The organism is Ruegeria sp. CK2, assembly GCF_056536585.1.
This window is the reverse complement of sequence record NZ_JBQFPW010000003.1, coordinates 212,501-230,142: the sequence shown is the minus strand read 5'-3', so window position 1 is coordinate 230,142 and position 17,642 is coordinate 212,501. Positions and strand designations below refer to the sequence as shown.

Annotated in this window: 16 protein-coding genes; 9 read left to right on the top strand and 7 right to left on the bottom strand. The window is 55.5% G+C overall.

Annotated elements, in window-relative coordinates; all coding sequences use genetic code 11:
* The first annotated feature begins 26 nt into the window (after window positions 1-26).
* Entirely contained in the window at window positions 27-2,318 is a 2,292-nt protein-coding gene (locus ACR0BU_RS06660; RefSeq protein ID WP_480735605.1) for an ATP-binding response regulator, read from the top strand.
* A gap of 5 nt (window positions 2,319-2,323) precedes the next feature.
* Here the strand turns inward: ACR0BU_RS06660 and ACR0BU_RS06655 are convergent, their stop codons facing one another.
* Window positions 2,324-2,917: a sulfotransferase family 2 domain-containing protein gene (locus tag ACR0BU_RS06655; RefSeq protein ID WP_480735604.1), complete on the bottom strand. Its 594-nt coding sequence runs from the start codon at window positions 2,915-2,917 to the stop codon at window positions 2,324-2,326.
* 192 nt (window positions 2,918-3,109) lie between these two features.
* Here ACR0BU_RS06655 and recA point away from each other — a divergent pair, with 192 nt between their 5' ends.
* The 4 genes from recA (at window position 3,110) to ACR0BU_RS06635 (ending at window position 8,277) form a co-directional block, all read left to right on the top strand.
* On the top strand, window positions 3,110-4,174 hold the full coding sequence (recA, locus tag ACR0BU_RS06650; protein ID WP_120635490.1) for a recombinase RecA: 1,065 nt from the start codon (window positions 3,110-3,112) through the stop codon (window positions 4,172-4,174).
* Between the two features lie 147 nt (window positions 4,175-4,321).
* Window positions 4,322-6,994 (top strand): alanine--tRNA ligase, encoded by a 2,673-nt coding sequence (alaS, locus tag ACR0BU_RS06645; protein ID WP_480735603.1) that lies wholly within the window; start codon window positions 4,322-4,324, stop codon window positions 6,992-6,994.
* A gap of 1 nt (window position 6,995) precedes the next feature.
* Window positions 6,996-7,283, top strand: a complete 288-nt coding sequence (locus ACR0BU_RS06640) for a DUF1330 domain-containing protein (protein WP_299075468.1) — start codon at window positions 6,996-6,998, stop codon at window positions 7,281-7,283.
* 370 nt (window positions 7,284-7,653) lie between these two features.
* The gene (locus tag ACR0BU_RS06635; protein ID WP_299889837.1) at window positions 7,654-8,277 is read left to right on the top strand and encodes a transglutaminase-like cysteine peptidase; all 624 of its coding nucleotides are present in this window, start codon (window positions 7,654-7,656) and stop codon (window positions 8,275-8,277) included.
* Window positions 8,278-8,358: 81 nt separating this feature from the next.
* Here the strand turns inward: ACR0BU_RS06635 and ACR0BU_RS06630 are convergent, their stop codons facing one another.
* From ACR0BU_RS06630 to ACR0BU_RS06605, 6 genes are all read right to left on the bottom strand, one after another.
* Entirely contained in the window at window positions 8,359-9,171 is an 813-nt protein-coding gene (locus ACR0BU_RS06630; protein ID WP_480735601.1) for a hypothetical protein, read from the bottom strand.
* Between the two features lie 300 nt (window positions 9,172-9,471).
* The gene (gene typA / locus ACR0BU_RS06625) at window positions 9,472-11,289 is read right to left on the bottom strand and encodes a translational GTPase TypA (RefSeq protein WP_480735600.1); all 1,818 of its coding nucleotides are present in this window, start codon (window positions 11,287-11,289) and stop codon (window positions 9,472-9,474) included.
* A gap of 76 nt (window positions 11,290-11,365) precedes the next feature.
* A complete protein-coding gene (locus tag ACR0BU_RS06620; RefSeq protein WP_298935426.1) occupies window positions 11,366-11,701 on the bottom strand; it encodes a DMT family transporter in 336 nt (111 codons plus the stop codon).
* A 380-nt stretch (window positions 11,702-12,081) separates the two neighbouring features.
* Window positions 12,082-13,245 carry an HD domain-containing protein gene (locus ACR0BU_RS06615; RefSeq protein WP_480735599.1) on the bottom strand — a complete coding sequence of 388 codons (1,164 nt, stop codon included), beginning with the start codon at window positions 13,243-13,245 and terminating at the stop codon, window positions 12,082-12,084.
* Complete coding sequence (locus tag ACR0BU_RS06610; RefSeq protein WP_298935428.1) at window positions 13,242-13,487, bottom strand: hypothetical protein; 246 nt, start codon at window positions 13,485-13,487, stop codon at window positions 13,242-13,244. Before ACR0BU_RS06610 ends, ACR0BU_RS06615 begins: the two co-directional genes overlap by 4 nt.
* On the bottom strand, window positions 13,487-14,140 hold the full coding sequence (locus tag ACR0BU_RS06605) for an alpha/beta hydrolase (protein WP_120635482.1): 654 nt from the start codon (window positions 14,138-14,140) through the stop codon (window positions 13,487-13,489). Before ACR0BU_RS06605 ends, ACR0BU_RS06610 begins: the two co-directional genes overlap by 1 nt.
* A gap of 178 nt (window positions 14,141-14,318) precedes the next feature.
* Here ACR0BU_RS06605 and iscR point away from each other — a divergent pair, with 178 nt between their 5' ends.
* The 4 genes from iscR to ACR0BU_RS06585 are packed head-to-tail and all read left to right on the top strand — an operon-like array spanning window position 14,319 to window position 17,616.
* Window positions 14,319-14,777, top strand: a complete 459-nt coding sequence (iscR, locus tag ACR0BU_RS06600; RefSeq protein ID WP_299075454.1) for a Fe-S cluster assembly transcriptional regulator IscR — start codon at window positions 14,319-14,321, stop codon at window positions 14,775-14,777.
* Window positions 14,778-14,830: 53 nt separating this feature from the next.
* The gene (locus ACR0BU_RS06595; protein WP_480735597.1) at window positions 14,831-15,874 is read left to right on the top strand and encodes a cysteine desulfurase family protein; all 1,044 of its coding nucleotides are present in this window, start codon (window positions 14,831-14,833) and stop codon (window positions 15,872-15,874) included.
* 18 nt (window positions 15,875-15,892) lie between these two features.
* Window positions 15,893-17,413, top strand: a complete 1,521-nt coding sequence (gene sufB, locus ACR0BU_RS06590) for a Fe-S cluster assembly protein SufB (RefSeq protein WP_298935431.1) — start codon at window positions 15,893-15,895, stop codon at window positions 17,411-17,413.
* Window positions 17,413-17,616 carry a hypothetical protein gene (locus tag ACR0BU_RS06585; protein ID WP_480735596.1) on the top strand — a complete coding sequence of 68 codons (204 nt, stop codon included), beginning with the start codon at window positions 17,413-17,415 and terminating at the stop codon, window positions 17,614-17,616. The genes sufB and ACR0BU_RS06585 overlap by 1 nt, the downstream gene beginning before the upstream one ends.
* Window positions 17,617-17,642 lie beyond the last annotated feature (26 nt).

Genomic DNA, 17,642 nt, shown 5'->3' with positions numbered 1-17,642 from the left:
CCCATAGTCCTTACCCCGAGCCATTAATGTCCGACACAGCAGATTTCTTTCCTAATCCATCCATCTCAAGATTTCCCCCAGTTTCGCGACTTGGACCACTTATTCTTCTGGCTGTTTTTCTGAGTGTTATCCCTGCAACCGGGATTTTGTCGCAGGATTGGAGCAGCGGGTTGCTTGTTGCCAGTTTGTCATTGCTGGTGGTGGCCGCTGGCGTTGTCATTCAGGTGCTGCTGGCCAATCGATCCGCGCGCCAGGCCACGGCAATCATGGCGGCTTTTGCCGAACAGGACCTGTTTCCGTGCCTGATCGCAAATTCGCATGGCGAAATTCTAGTAGCCAATTCTCAGGCCGTCAGTCGGCTTCATGCGGATACGAGATTGAACTTGGCCCAGTGCCTGAGATCTGTTTTTGGCAATCCACCGGCGATTTTGTTGCGGCTGCAATCTCAAGCCCTGTTAAAGGGGCGGGCAGGCGAAGATATCCTAACACATGGGGATACGATACCGGTGTCCGTTTTCCGGTTGGCCGAGGGTGTTTTCTGTTGGCGTTTCCAGTTGGATGAGCAAGCGAGCTGGCAAGATCTAACGCTGCCGGTTCTGTCCAAAGGTCGAAATGGGTTGGTGCTGGGTTTGAACGGTGCGGCTGAACGCCTGTTGGGGTCCAGACCGGGTTCCATTGAAGAGATTTTCCCGGACGGAACGCCAACAATTGGTGATATCAGCCAGGTACAAACGCGCGACGGCGCCGTCCCTGTCGTGGCGTCGCAACTCTCCCGATCCGGGTTCGGGCAAAACCTGGCGCTGTCACCTCTGAATGAGACTGCAAACACACAAGGCGGAACCGGTTTTGCGGACCTCCCGGTTGCGATCATGTGTCTTGCGCCGGATGGCACGATACTCGAGGCCAACCGACTGGCCAACAAACTGTTGGGCGACACGCGCCTGAGGGACACGAACATCAGTCAGATTATGCACGGCCTGGGCCATCCGGTTCTGGAATGGCTGCAGCGGACGGCAAATGAGGAAGACACTCAGCGATCTGAGTTTTTGCGGCTTAGCCGGGATGACAAGGAAGTCTTTGTTCAGGTCACCTTGAACCGCATCATTGATGACGGAAAGGTTTGTCTGATTGCGGTTTTAAATGACGCAACCGAGCTCAAAACACTAGAAGCTCAATTTGTTCAAGGCCAAAAAATGCAGGCCGTCGGGCAGCTGGCGGGCGGTGTGGCGCATGACTTCAACAACTTGTTGACGGCCATTTCCGGGCATTGCGATTTACTTTTACTGCGACATGATCAGAACGATTCTGATTACGGTGACTTGGTGCAAATCAACCAAAACGCCAATCGAGCCGCTGCGCTAGTCAGTCAGCTTTTGGCTTTTTCCCGCAAGCAGACCCTCAGACCCGAGGTGCTGGATCTAAGGGATACGATCTCGGACCTGATTCACCTTTTGAACCGTCTGGTTGGTGAAAAAGTCCAACTGACACTCAGCCACGACCCGGTGTTGAAATCCGTCAGGGCAGACAAACGCCAACTAGAACAAGTGCTGATGAACCTTGTCGTCAATGCGCGTGACGCGATGCCCGATGGAGGAGAGATTCGAATTGAAACCGAGGTTCTAAATCTGACACGGCCAATCAGGCGCGACCGTGCGACAGTGCAGCCCGGGGAATATGTGACCGTCAAGGTGATCGATCAAGGAATTGGGATTCCCACGGATAAGCTGCAAAAGGTGTTTGAGCCGTTTTATACGACCAAGCGCACAGGCGAGGGCACCGGATTAGGGTTGTCGACTGCCTACGGCATCGTAAAGCAAACAGGCGGCTTCATCTTTGTGGACAGTGCGCCGGGGCGGGGGACCGAGTTTGCCGTCCTTCTTCCTGTGAGTACCGCTGAAGCCGAACCTGGGCCGACGACATTTGAACAACCTGATACTCAAAACGCGGGTCAGGGCGAGGGCGTGGTGCTGTTAGTGGAAGACGAGGCACCGGTGCGGGCTTTTGCGACACGCGCATTGAGATTGAAAGGCTACACGGTGCTTGAGGCTGAGTCCGCAGAAGACGCATTGCGGCTACTGGAAGATCCGGATTTAAGCGTTGATGTGTTTGTCACCGATGTTGTGATGCCCGGCATGGACGGGCCAACTTGGGTGCGCCAAGCGATGGAGACGCGTCCGGACACGCGGGTGGTCTTTGTTTCAGGCTATACCGAGGGCGCCTTCGGCGATAACGGCCCGGAAATCGCAAATTCCACCTTCTTGCCGAAACCATTTTCACTCACCCAGTTGACCGAGGCCGTTTTCCAACAACTAAGCTGACCTGGCTATTCGGCCGAGTCATGCGTGGTAAATTCCGCTGCGTGTTTATTTCGAAACTTGCGGCTTGTTTCTTCGGTCAAAGAAAGGTCGCCGGGAGGAGAGACGTTTTCCCGAGGCAAGGTGATGTCTACGTTAAGGCGGTCCTGTAGGAAGGTCAGGATCTTGTCTTGGTTTTCGTATTTGAAAACGTGAGTGGCGCCGAATCCATTGCTGCGTGTGCGGAAAAACTGGCTCTGACTACCCACGTCGGCAAATTCAGGACGGGGATTTTGCATGTAAGCGCGGACAAACTCGTCGAACGTGACGTCGCGGGTCGAGTGTGGATGGCCGACACGGTCCTGCCTGCTGCGAAACCTGTACCAACTGCCGAGCCAATCGATGGGTTCGCGAACAACTGCCATGATCTCCATCTCGGTGTCGTACATCTTGCGAAACATGTTTTGAAAAAAGCGATCGTATCGGCGCACCGGGGCATGCTTCAATTCGGGTGGGCCTGCTACTACAAGGTCGGCACGGTCGCGCAATGCCGAATGATAGGCAGTGCTTCCGGTTTTTGGGACAGACAAAAACGCTAGGCGTTCCTTATAGAAAACAAGCATTTATCAATTTCCCGATCACATAACTTATACACGCAGATTGTCGTAAACGACTCTTTAATACAATTGCAGAACAGTGAGGTCTGTAAGTTTTAGTTGAAATGTTCTCTTTTTGGTCCCATAAGGAACAAGAGGCGAACAAAGCAGCGATTGCCGCCCGGCCAAGGGTGTGACAAAAGAGAAGGCGACAGGACAATGGCGGATCTTCTGACGATGAGCGACAAGAAAAACGCGGACAAGCAAAAGGCGCTCGACAGCGCGTTGGCCCAGATCGAACGCCAGTTCGGCAAAGGCTCGATCATGAAGCTGGGTGATGACACCAAGCAAGAGATCGAGGCAAGCTCGACCGGATCTCTGGGCCTGGACATTGCACTGGGCATTGGCGGGTTGCCGATGGGCCGCATTGTCGAGATTTATGGGCCCGAAAGCTCGGGTAAGACCACGCTGACCTTGCATTGTATTGCAGAGCAGCAAAAGCGTGGCGGTGTGTGTGCGTTCGTTGATGCGGAACATGCGCTTGACCCGCAATATGCCCGCAAGCTGGGCGTCGATCTGGACGAGTTGTTGATTTCACAACCCGACACGGGTGAACAAGCTTTGGAGATCACTGATACGCTGGTACGGTCTGGTGCGGTGAACATGGTTGTGGTCGACTCAGTGGCGGCGCTGACGCCGAAATCCGAGCTTGAAGGCGATATGGGCGACAGCAGTGTTGGTGTGCAAGCCCGTTTGATGAGCCAGGCGATGCGCAAACTGACCGGATCGATTAATCGCAGCAAGTGTATGGTGGTCTTCATCAACCAGATTCGGATGAAGATCGGCGTTATGTTTGGCAGCCCGGAAACCACGACCGGTGGCAACGCGCTGAAATTCTACAGCTCGGTCCGTCTGGACATTCGCCGCATCGGCGCGATCAAGGACCGGGATGAGGTTGTCGGCAACCAGACCCGTGTCAAAGTTGTGAAAAACAAGGTGGCACCGCCCTTCAAGCAGGTGGAATTCGACATCATGTATGGCGAAGGCATCAGCAAGATGGGTGAACTGTTGGATCTGGGCGTCAAAGCCGGTGTGGTCGAGAAGTCAGGTTCGTGGTTCAGCTATGGCGACGAGCGGATCGGGCAAGGGCGTGAGAATGCCAAGCAATATCTGCGCGACAACAGCCGCATAGGGCTAGAGATCGAAGACAAGATCCGTGCCGCGCATGGTTTGGATTTCGAGATGCCACCGAATGCCGACGAAGATGATATCCTCGAGGCATAGCAATAGCCTGGATTTCTGACAGAAGTTTTCGACGGGGCGGCCGGTTGGGCCGCCTTGTCAGTTTTCACCAACCGTATCCTGTGGACACTCCCTTGGCAGGGGGCTAAACCTTCGCGGACGACTGTGATTGCCCGCCGAGAGAGCCCTATGCCCACGCTGAACGATATCCGCTCAACCTTCCTGAACTACTTTGCCAAGCAAGGTCACGAAGTGGTTGCGTCCAGCCCGCTGGTGCCGCGCAATGATCCAACATTGATGTTTGTAAATTCCGGTATGGTGCAGTTCAAAAACCTGTTCACCGGCCTGGAGAACCGCGAATACCAACGCGCCACGACAGCACAGAAATGCGTGCGCGCTGGCGGCAAGCACAACGATCTGGACAATGTGGGATATACGGCGCGCCACCACACATTCTTTGAAATGCTGGGCAATTTCTCGTTCGGGGACTATTTCAAGCCTGAGGCAATTCCGTTTGCGTGGGAGTTGATCACCGAGGAATTCGGCATCGACAAGAGCCGCCTGTTGGCGACGGTCTATCATACCGATGATGAGGCGTTTGAGATTTGGAAAAAGGTCGGTATCCCAGAAGACCGGATCATCCGCATCGCGACTAATGACAATTTCTGGCAAATGGGCCCTACCGGGCCCTGTGGTCCGTGCACCGAGATCTTCTATGATCATGGCGATCATATCTGGGGTGGCCCTCCGGGATCAGCCGACGAAGACGGTGATCGTTTCATCGAAATCTGGAACATCGTTTTCATGCAAAACGAGCAATTCGAAGATGGCTCGATGGTGGAACTCGACATGCAGTCGATCGACACGGGCATGGGGTTGGAACGCATCGGGGCCTTGCTGCAAGGCAGCCACGACAACTATGATACCGACCTGTTCAAGACGCTGATCGAAGCATCAGCGGATGTCACACATGTCGATCCGTATGGTGATCAGAATGTGCATCACCGCGTCATTGCGGATCACCTGCGGTCGACCTCTTTCCTGATGGCGGATGGCGTGATGCCGTCGAATGACGGACGCGGCTATGTTCTGCGTCGGATCATGCGTAGGGCGATGCGCCATGCGCATTTGTTGGGTGCAAAAGATCCGGTCATGCACCGGCTTGTTCCGACCTTGGTGCAACTGATGGGCGCTCAGTATTCCGAACTGGGTCAGGCGCAAGCGCTGATCGAAGAGACTTTGTTGCTGGAAGAAACCCGGTTCAAGCAAACTCTGGATCGCGGGCTGAAACTGTTGGACGACGAAGTTGCCGGATTGCCGGAAGGTGAGCAACTGCCTGGCGACGCCGCGTTCAAGCTTTACGACACCTTTGGGTTTCCGCTGGATTTGACGCAGGATGCGCTACGCGAAAAGGGCCTGAGCGTCGATACCGATGGTTTCGATGCGGCCATGGCGGAACAGAAAGCAAAGGCGCGCGCTGCGTGGTCGGGATCAGGCGAAGCCGCAGATCAGGCCGTATGGTTTGACGTACTTGATCACGACGGCGCTACTGATTTTCTGGGTTACGACACCGAGAAAGCGGAAGGTCAGGTCATGGCCCTGGTGGTTGATGGCGCTTTGGTGGACAAAATCGAACAGGGCGGCGGTGGTTGGGTCGTTGTGAACCAATCCCCATTCTATGGCGAAGCTGGCGGCCAGATAGGCGATACTGGCGAAATCCGCCGACTGGAAGATCGCGACGATGTTGCAAAGGTCGAAGACACCAAGAAATTTGCCGACGGTAAGGTCTATGCGCATAAGGTGACCGTAGATCACGGAGCGTTATCCAAAGGCGATGCGGTCGAGTTGGAAGTTGATCACGCGCGTCGCACTGCGATACGCGCCAATCACTCGGCAACGCACCTGCTGCATGAGGCACTGCGCGAGGCGTTGGGTGATCACGTGGCGCAGCGTGGATCGTTAAACGCAGCAGATCGTTTGCGGTTTGACTTCAGCCATTCCAAAGCGCTGTCTCAGGAAGAAGTGCAGAAGGTCGAGCGTGAGGTGAACGATTTCATTCGCCAGAACTCGGCAGTCGAGACACGGGTCATGACCCCGGATGACGCGCGCGAGTTGGGGGCGCAAGCGCTGTTTGGTGAGAAATACGGCGACGAGGTTCGTGTTGTTTCGATGGGCAAGGCCCCAACCGGAAAAGGCCATGACGGCGAAACCTGGTCGATTGAACTGTGTGGTGGAACGCATGTTCGTCAAACCGGAGATATCGGAACATTTGTTGTCTTGGGTGACAGCGCCAGCAGCGCGGGTGTTCGGCGGATTGAAGCGCTGACCGGAGATGCGGCATTCCGCTATTTGTCGGCGCAGGATCAACGTGTGTCAGAGGTCGCGTTGGAATTGAAGGCGCAGCCGGATGACGTGGTCAGCAGAGTAAAGTCGCTGTTGGATGAGCGCAAAGCGTTGCAAAACGAGCTTGCCCAATTGCGGCGCGATCTGGCCATGGCTGGTGGTGCGGGTCAGGGGTCTGGTGCTGAGGCGCGTGATGTCAATGGCGTAAAGTTCCTGGCTCAGGCTCTGACTGGTGTGTCCGGAAAAGATCTGCCTGCGTTGATAGACGAGCATAAAAGCCGCATTGAATCCGGGGCCGTCTTGCTGATCGCAGACACCGGTGGGAAAGCGGCGGTTGCGGCCGGGGTGACACAGGATCTGACTGACAGGATCTCAGCCGTTGATCTGGTAAAGGCAGCGGTGGTCGAACTGGGCGGTAAAGGTGGCGGTGGGCGTCCGGACATGGCCCAGGGCGGCGGCAGAGATGCCGCCAATTCGGATGCAGCGATCAAAGCTGCGGAACAAGTACTGGGAGGATAAGATGCCTGCACTTTGGATTGCGCATGTAACAGTGACCGATGCTGAGGCATATGGAAAGTATGCTGAGTTGGCCGGACCAGCGATTGCCAAGCACGGGGGCGAATTTATCGCACGCGCGGCACGCTATGTGCAATTGGAAGGTAAGGAAAGACCTCGAAACGTGGTTGCCCGGTTCCCGTCCGTCGAAGCGGCGGTCGAGTGTTACAACTCGGTGGACTATCAAAAGGCCCTTGATCACGCACGCGGCGCAAGTGAGCGTGAACTTGTTGTTGTGGAAATAACAGACTGAGAATCAGTCTTCAAACATTGGTTCAAGACATTTGAGCCAAGTGTGCTGTTTGTAAGCAAATTTCAGCTTAGACCAATTGCGGCACGTGTAACGATTTCGTGTTCGGATGGCCTGTGAGGTTTATTTCATATTTGTCATGGACTTAACGGCATGCTCCCGGGCAAAGCCGTGGAACGCGTGCCCCAATTGTGGCCACCGCATCTAACTTCTTGCCCGAAATGGTCAAATTCGCTGACGAATTTCCGCCTTTTTTCCCCTTCAGTCTAACCGGAGATTGCATAACCAGGCCTGTTTACGGATAGTTTCAAAAAACGGTACAAGGTCCTGCTTTACGGCAATTGCTCGGAAAAACCTGGATCGAGGGACAGGCATGACATCGTATAGCACTAAGTTATCGTCAGGTATTGGTCACTTTGTGAGAACATCGGGACGCGCAACAGGACTATTTGCCCTTGTTTTGGGGTCTTTCTTCGTGGGATCCGAGGCCAAGGCTTTTGAAAAGGCCTTTATCACCACAGTCGCAGCTTCGCCTCCTCCGTCCGGGGCACATCAATTATGTCGTCAGTATAGTTGGGCGTGTTCCTCCAAGCGGTCGATATCGCTGACAAGTCAGCAGGAGATGCAGATTATTCAGCAGGTAAATCGCCGCGTGAACGCCACAACCCGCGAGGTGGCTGACCAGCTTCAGTACAAAACCCGGGAAAGATGGGCTTTGCCGACGTCTCGTGGCGGTGATTGCGAAGACTTCGCTCTTTTGAAGAAACGGGATCTTATCAAGGCTGGAATCGATCCGAAGAAGCTCCTGATCGCGACCGTTCTGGATAGAAGCCGGAATGGTCACGCTGTTTTGGTCTACCGGTCTGCAAATGGCGATCTTATTCTGGACAACGCGACGAGCCGGATCAAACCCTGGGCGGATACGCGTTACCTGTTTTTGCGGATGCAGGACCCAAATCAACCGCGCCGATGGGTTGGCGTTTACGGGAGTAGCTAATTCTCTTCCCTTCCAGTTTTGATGAAAATTAGAGGAACCGGTGAAAAGGTCACTTTTCACCGGTCTTTGTTTGTTTCTAGGTCAGTCTTTGACTGGATCGCTTGGGCCGTTCCCGCCACCGGACCCGCCGTCTCCGCCGCCGTCGCCGCCACCGGAGCCAGAGCCGCCGCCATCACCACCGCCAGAGCTGGATCCACCACCGGAACCAGAGCCGCCGCCATCACCACCGCCAGAGCTGGATCCACCACCGGAACCAGAGCCGCCGCCGTCACCGCCGCCAGAGCTGGATCCACCACCGGAGCCAGAGCCGCCGCCGTCACCGCCGCCGGAGCCTGATCCGCCACCGTCGCCACCACCGGAGCCGGAGCCGCCACCGTCGCCACCGCCGGAGCTAGAGCCGCCACCGGAGCTAGAGCCACCACCGGAGCTAGAGCCACCACCGGAGCTAGAGCCGCCACCGGAGCTAGAGCCACCACCGGAGCTAGAGCCACCACCGGAGCTCGAGCCGCCACCGGAGCTAGAGCCGCCACCGGAGCTAGAGCCGCCACCGGAACTAGAGCCGCCGCCCGAGCCGCCGCCTTCGTCGGCTGATCCATCACCAGTTCTTTGTGTTGGTGCGCCGATCGAAGCGGTCGGGAAGTCCGTCAGAACAGCGGCAAAGGCCGGGCAAAACTGAAGGGTTCTTGTGAGAATATCTTCGAAGTCGGGACGGCGCTGAATATAACGCAGCATCCGAGCATCGACGACGCTACACGCACAAAGCGTTTCGGTTGAAACAGATTGCTTGGCTGTTCTTACGGTGCACTTTTCTGCAGCCTGTGCCGGAGCACCAGCGAGTAATGGGACTGTGGCTGATGCGAAAACAATGGATAAAAGACGGAACTTGATGCGCATAGCGCGTCTCCTTGAAACTCGTTAACAACTACGTCGTACTTATGCGCTATACTGGATGCTGCGTGTATGAACGACGTCACACTTTGGCCATAAATACACCTTTCTTGAGCCCGATTTACAAGAAGATGTTTGGCTGATTGAGCTGTAATCGACTCCCCTAATAGTTGAATGTTCTTTCAAAACAGAGAGAAGGCCTGACGTAACGGCAGGCCCTCAACTTTTCATCATTTTTGAAATGGGTGAAAAAATGTCACACTCATGTCATTGTTTCCAGCCTCACACCAGTCCACAGGCGGTGTTTTAGGCCGATCTGGACATCCTTTTGCGCTCATGCGGATCCAGAAAGCGCTTGCGCAAACGGATTGCGTTGGGCGTAACCTCAACCAATTCGTCGTCGTCGATATAGGCAATCGCCTCTTCCAGTGAAAACTGGATGTGAGGCGTCAGACGGACCGCATCGTCGGACCCGCTGGCCCTGACGTTGGTAAGCTTCTTGCCCTTCAAAGGGTTCACTTCCAGATCGTTATCACGAGAGTGTTCGCCAATCACCATGCCCTGATAAACGTCTGTCTGAGGACCGACGAACATGCGGCCGCGCTCTTCCAGGTTCCAAAGCGCGTAGGCAACGGCTTGGCCGTTTTCCATGGAAATCAGAACACCTGCACGGCGACCGGGGATGGGTCCCTTGTGGGCCGACCAGCTGTGGAACACACGGTTCAAGACGCCGGTTCCGCGTGTATCGGTCAGAAACTCTCCGTGGTATCCGATCAATCCGCGGGACGGCACATGTGCGATGATGCGGGTCTTTCCGACCCCTGCGGGGCGCATTTCTGCCAGTTCGCCTTTGCGCGCACCTGTAATTTTCTCGATTACTGACCCGGAGTATTCGTCATCCACATCGATGGTGACCTCTTCGATGGGTTCAAGCCGTTGACCGTCTTCTTCGCGAAACAGAACCTGCGGGCGTGAGATGCTGAGCTCGAATCCTTCGCGGCGCATGTTTTCGATCAACACGCCCATCTGAAGTTCGCCACGACCGGCGACCTCAAAAGCTTCGCCACCGGGGGTGTCGGTGATGCGGATGGCCACATTGGATTCGGCCTCTTTCATCAGGCGATCACGGATCACACGCGATTGGACCTTTTTACCGTCGCGGCCAGCCAGAGGTGAATCGTTGATCCCAAATGTCACTGTGATCGTAGGCGGGTCGATGGGCTGGGCGGGCAGAGCTTCATCTACTTGCGGGGAAACCAGGGAGTCGGCCACGGTGGCCTTGCTCATGCCTGCGATGGTGACGATGTCGCCTGCTTCGGCCACATCGATGGGTTGTTGGCCCAATCCACGGAAGGCCAGGATTTTGGAGGCACGGAAGCTTTCAATAGGTGTGCCGTCCCGGCTGAGGGCTTTCAGGCTTTCACCCGCTGTCAACGTGCCGCTTTCGACGCGGCCCGTCAGGATGCGCCCGATGAACGGATCACTGCCAAGAGTAGTTGCCAGCATCCGGAACGGTTCATCCTTGTGTTCGGCCTGCTTGGGTGCGGGCACATGATCTACGACAAGATCAAATAGCGCGGTCAGATCCTTGCGGGGTCCGTCCAGTTCCATGTCAGCCCAGCCTGAGCGGCCCGAGGCATACATGGCAGGAAAATCCAACTGATCGTCATCTGCACCGAGGTTCGCGAACAGATCAAAGCATTCGTCCAGCGCGCGGTCCGGCTCGGCATCGGGTTTGTCGACCTTGTTCAGCACCACGATCGGACGCAGGCCAAGTGCCAAAGCCTTAGAGGTTACGAACTTGGTTTGCGGCATCGGACCTTCGGCGGCATCCACCAGCAAAACAACGCCATCGACCATGCTGAGGATCCGTTCTACTTCGCCACCGAAATCGGCGTGGCCGGGGGTGTCGACGATGTTGATCCGGGTGCCTTTCCATTCGACCGAAGTGGCCTTGGCCAAGATGGTAATGCCGCGCTCGCGTTCGAGGTCATTGCTGTCCATAGCACGCTCTGCCACGGCCTGATTTTCCCGGAACGCGCCGGATTGTTTAAGCAGCTCATCCACCAGGGTCGTTTTACCGTGGTCCACGTGAGCGATGATTGCGATATTGCGCAGGTCCATGAGAGGTCAGCCTTTGAACGGGAAGTTGCCGCGCGCATAACGCGGCACAGGCAATTATACCACCCCTAACCGACAGTCAGTGACCTGTGGTCTTGGAAAACAGGTGTATGATCAAGATTCCTGCAAGGATCATCGACAAGCCAAGGACCGCCGGCCAGTCGAGTTTTTGTCCGAAGACGACAAAACCGATGACAGCGATAAAGAAAATCCCAAGCCCGGACCAGATGGCGTAAACAATCCCCACGGGCATGACCTTCAGGGTGAGGGCCATCAAATAAAATGCAAACCCGTAACCGACAACAACTAACACTGATGGCCAGAGCTTTGTGAATTGCTGACTGGCTTGTAAGGCCGTTGTGCCAATTGTCTCGGCAAAAACGGCCAGCAACAGGATCAGATAGGCTTTGGGCATGGCGAAACACCTAAACACAGGGATATCTGGCCCGGTTGAGCACGATACTTCCCGTCTAGGCAAGGAGATTCGATGCCCTGCAACAGTTAAGACGATGACCTAGGGTCAGGTATACCTGACTATGGGTTTTTTCCGTTTGGTGTAAGATTTCCCCATATTTAATGATTTGTTAACGAGTATTGTTCAATGACGACATTTTCAAAATCCGTCATATTTGCTTCGGCTCTTATTGTGGCGCTTGGGTGGCTTGCAGGCGGGGGGTCCGTCTAGATTGCTGTAGCCCTATTTGGTTTATCAGTTAGATGGTTGCGTAGGATAAGCGCCATCCAGAACTTAGCAGGGAAAAAGGAGCTTTAGGGCTCCTTTTTTCTTTGGGTCGGTTATACGCAGGCAGCCTCAGATGCTGAAAAATACTCAGTCAGTTGAGGTTCAAGCCAGGCCCAAAGGTCGGGCGCACCGGCTTCGATGGCAGGGCGAACGCGAGCTTCGATCTGCGCGAACGTAACGTCGTAATCGATCCAGGACCCGCCACCCGTTTCCAGATTGGCGATCGGAGTTTGGAGCCGGTCAATGGCCTTGCCAAATCGCGCATCGTCGCTTTGGGCATTCTCGAATTCATGCCACAGATCAACAAAGGCAAGACGCTGGCTCTCCGGCAGCATGCCAAACAAGCGTTTCGCAGCGGCTTCCTCCTTCGCGGCTTGTGCGGCGTGATCAACTTGTCCGTGGATCGGATGATCCCCGGCATCAATTTCGACGATATCATGAAGTAAAAGCATCTGCAGAACCCGGTCGATCCTGACATTCGGGCCTGCGTATTCCGACAAGACCCAAGCATACAGCATGATGTGCCAAGAGTGTTCGGCCGAGTTTTCGAACCGATCACTGCCCATCAGACGAGAGGCGCGCAGAACAGATTTCAGCTGATCGGCCTCGGTCAGAAATGGCAGCCGGTTTGTGAACGCGTTAGTGTCAACGCCTTCGTTGGCCAGCAAATCGTGCGCGTGACGGTAGGCATAGGGAAACACACTTTCCAGATAGGCCGCACGCCCACCATCCAGATTATCCCGAACGACATCCAGATGGTCTGGCCTCGGTTGGGTTGCGCATAAGACCTGAAACAGGGGCTGGCACCGATCCAGTATCTTGGCAAATTGCGCGTCCGAGGTCTGATCTGCCTCGAATTCGCGCCACAACGACATGAACTCTTCTGACTGTTCCGAGGGGAGAAGGCCAAAAAGTTGCACTGCGGCTGCGTGTTCGGCTTTCGCGACACTTTCCCAATCCGTGCTCAGATGAATTGGGTGGTCGCCGACGATGATCTCGACAAGATCATGCAGCAGCAGCATGCGTATGACACGGTCAGTGTTTACATCGGGACCGGCCAGCGGTGCCATGACCAACGCCCAAAGCGCAAGATGCCAGCTATGTTCGGCGGAGTTTTCGGGACGGGACTGGTCGAGCAGGACATTCGCCCGCTCGACTGTTTTCAGATCATCCGCCCGTTTCAGGAACGTGATCTGAGCCGATAATCTCTCGGTCATTGCTTCTCTATCGCTTTGACCTTCGAGCGGTGATCGGTCAGTCGCTTTATCACGAATTGCCGCGCCTGCCGCTCCGCCAGACGCACCCGGACTTCGGTCAGGAATGCCTCTTCCAAAGACTGCGAGGATGCGCCCAAAAGCTCGGAAACTTGCATAAAGAAACGATCATCGCCGGTTTCATCCATGACCTTCAGCGTATCTTCGGCCAGTTTCGACGCCAGACGGGTGATCGTATCGGACATTAGCGCGTCGTTTCAGTCAGTCGACGCTTCACATAGTCGCTGACATCAGTGATCAGCGTGTCCATGTGGCGATCCTGGAAGAAGTGATCGGCACCTTCGACCTCGGTATGGGTGATGGTGATGCCTTTTTGCTCGTGCAGCTTGCTCACCAATCCAGTTGTATCGGCCGGAGGCGCGACGCGGTCCGCAGATCCGTTGATGATCAAGCCAGAAGACGGGCAGGGCGCCAGGAACGAAAAGTCATACATATTGGCTGGGGGCGACACGCTGATGAACCCTGTGATCTCGGGGCGGCGCATCAACAACTGCATTCCGATCCATGCGCCGAACGAAAAGCCTGCGACCCAGCAATGTTTGGAATTGGTGTTCATCGATTGCAGGTAATCCAGCGCCGACGCTGCATCGCTCAGCTCGCCTACGCCTTGGTCGTATTCGCCCTGGCTGCGGCCAACTCCACGGAAGTTAAAGCGCAACACGGTGAAGCCCATGTTGTAAAACGCGTAGTGGAGATTATAGACCACCTTGTTGTTCATGGTCCCGCCGAACTGAGGATGCGGGTGCAGCACGATGGCGATCGGTGCGTCTTTTTCCTTTTGCGGGTGGTAGCGGCCTTCCAGGCGGCCTTCGGGTCCGGGAAAAATCACCTCGGGCATGTGTGCTTTGGTCCTGTCTTTTTCTAATTGGCGCCGGGAATTACTTGACGGTATTCGTCGGGCACCTTAGAACGGTTCTAATTATCACGCTTAGCAAAAACGCGCTGTCCGTCGGAGATACGCACTGGCAGCGGCGGCGTCAATGATTTCGCGCGGATCTGACTAAGAGGACCGGATAATGAAGCTGTCGACCAAAGGACGTTACGCCATGGTGGCGTTGGCAGATATTGCTTTGCAGTCCACTGACAGGCTGGTCACACTGGGTGAAATCTCCGAGCGTCAGGATATCTCACTTCCTTACCTGGAGCAGCTGTTCGTCAAGCTTCGGCGGGCCGAACTTGTCGCATCTGTGCGCGGTCCGGGTGGCGGCTATCGTCTGGCGCGCCCGGCGTCTGAGATTCGTGTGGTTGAAATCCTCAGCGCGGTGGACGAAACGGTTGACGCATTGCAAAAGGGGGCCGGGGCGTCTGGCGCGTCTTCAGGCAGCCGTGCGCAGTCTTTGACCAACCGGCTTTGGGAAGGCCTTAGCGCTCATGTGTATGTGTTTTTGCACCAGACCCGTTTGTCCGACGTCATCAAGAACGATCTTGCTCCTTGTCCGGCAGTTCCGAACCTGTTCGCTGTTGTCGACGATTGATCTAACGGGTTTGAAAGCAACATCATGAGGATTGTTCGGGAAAAGATGTATCCATGACGCGTGTTTATCTGGATCACAACGCGACAACGCCTTTGCGGCCCGAAGCGCGCGACGCGATGATTGCGGCGATGGATGTCTGCGGCAATCCGTCCTCGGTCCACGCCGAAGGGCGCGCGGCTAAAGCTCTGATCGAGCGGGCCCGTGCCCAGGTTGCCACCGCATTTGGCGCTGATGGCGCCGACATTGTCTTCACATCCGGTTCCACCGAGGGTGCTGCATTGACGATGGCAGGTCGCGATCTTCACGGCTCTGCAATTGAACATGACGCGGTAAGGGCTTGGACTATTGAAGATATCCAAGTTCAGAGCAGCGGTTTGGTTGTGGTCGATGATCCTACGAAAGCTACCCTGCAAGTGGCCAACTCCGAAACGGGCATTGTTCAATCACTGCCGTCCGGGCTGGCCGTGACCGACGCCACCCAAGCTTTCGGTAAGCTGCCGATCGCGTTCAACTGGCTCGGCGCTCAGATGGCTTTGATCTCGGCGCACAAACTTGGCGGCCCCAAAGGGGTCGGTGCAGTGGTCATGAATCGTGGTACGGACCTGGCGGCCCAGATCAAAGGCGGTGGGCAAGAGATGGGGCGTCGGTCGGGCACCGAAAATGTCATTGGAATCGCAGGGTTCGGGGCGGCAGCTGAAGCATCGGCGCGTGACTTGAACAATGGTGTTTGGGCGCAAGTTGAAGAATTTAGAAATATTCTAGAAAACGCTCTTGAGGCTGGAAATAAATCACCTATTTTTGTCGGGAAAGGTCAAAAACGCCTTCCGAACACGCTGTGTTTCGCGTCCCCCGGTTGGAAGGGTGAAACACAGGTCATGCAGATGGATCTGTCGGGTTTTGCGGTCAGTGCGGGCTCTGCCTGTTCCAGCGGCAAAGTACGCGCCAGCGCGGTGTTGACTGCAATGGGATATGATGAGGTGACAGCAGCCAGCGCGATCCGCGTATCGCTGGGCCCTCGGACAACCGAAGAAGACGTGCTGCGTTTCGCCGAAACGTGGTTGGAAAAAGAGAAAAAGTATCGCGCGCGTGCCGCGTGATCTGACGGAGGGTAGAACATGGCCGCATTGGACCAGGCCCAGGTAAAAGAGGGTGTCGATCAGGAAACCGTGGATGCGGTTCGCGAAGTCGGAACCTATAAATATGGCTGGGACACCGATATCGAAATGGAATACGCGCCCAAGGGCGTGAATCCCGATATTGTGCGCCTGATCTCGGACAAGAACGAAGAGCCGGAATGGATGACCGAATGGCGTCTGGCCGCGTTCGAGCGTTGGACCAAGATGGACGAGCCCACTTGGGCGATGGTCCACTACCCGCCAATCGATTTTCAGGACCAGTATTATTACGCGCGCCCCAAGTCGATGGAAGAAAAGCCGAAATCGCTGGACGAAGTCGACCCTAAGCTTTTGGCAACTTACGAAAAGCTGGGTATCCCTCTGAAAGAACAGATGATTCTGGCAGGCGTCGAAGGTGCTGAAAACGCACCTGCCGAAGGACGCAAAGTTGCTGTGGACGCGGTGTTTGACTCGGTATCCGTAGGGACGACTTTCCAGAAAGAGCTGAAAGAGGCCGGCGTCATCTTCTGTTCGATTTCTGAGGCGATCAAAGAGCATCCTGAGCTGGTCAAAAAGTACCTCGGCACTGTTGTTCCTGTGTCAGACAACTTCTACGCAACACTGAATTCAGCCGTTTTCTCGGATGGATCCTTTGTCTACATCCCACCCGGCGTGCGCTGCCCGATGGAGCTAAGCACCTACTTCCGGATCAATGCGGAAAACACGGGCCAGTTCGAGCGGACGTTGATCATCGCCGACAAAGGCTCGTATGTCTCCTATCTGGAGGGGTGCACCGCGCCCCAGCGCGACACCGCACAGCTGCACGCTGCGGTGGTCGAAATCATCATCGAAGAAGATGCCGAGGTGAAGTATTCGACTGTTCAGAACTGGTTCCCCGGGGATGAGAACGGCAAGGGTGGTATCTATAACTTTGTGACCAAGCGCGCCGATTGTCGGGGCGATCGGTCTAAGGTGATGTGGACACAGGTTGAAACAGGCTCGGCTGTGACCTGGAAATACCCGTCCTGCATCCTGCGCGGCAATGAAAGCCAAGGTGAATTCTATTCGATCGCGATTGCCAACAACTATCAGCAGGCCGACACCGGCACCAAGATGGTTCATCTGGGCAAAAACACCAAGTCGCGGATCGTGTCGAAGGGGATCAGTGCGGGCAAGGCACAGAACACCTATCGCGGGCTGGTTTCGATGCACCCAAAGGCGAAGGACAGCCGCAACTATACCCAGTGTGACAGCCTTTTGATTGGCGACAAATGCGGAGCCCACACCGTGCCGTATATCGAGGTCAAAAACAACTCGAGCCGGGTGGAACACGAGGCCACAACCTCCAAAGTGGACGACGATCAACTGTTCTATTGTCGTCAGCGCGGCATGGACGAAGAAGAGGCTGTGGCCCTCGTGGTCAACGGGTTCTGCAAAGACGTGCTGCAGGCGTTGCCAATGGAATTTGCCATGGAAGCGCAACAGCTTGTCGCGATTAGTCTGGAAGGGTCTGTAGGCTAATGCCGGACAAGCCCCGCCAACGCATCCAAAGGGATGAAGTGCTGACCGCAATGGGTTATGCGCTTCCAGTGCTTGGTGGGTTGTTTGGCGTCGCTTACGTCAACATCAATCATATGGCCTTCATAAACCCGGTATGGGCGGTGGGTGGCGGAGTGATCCTGGGGTGGATTGCGTCGCGTATTCTCCGAAAGTTACTGGGATAGAAATTGAACGGAGCCCAAGTGCTCTG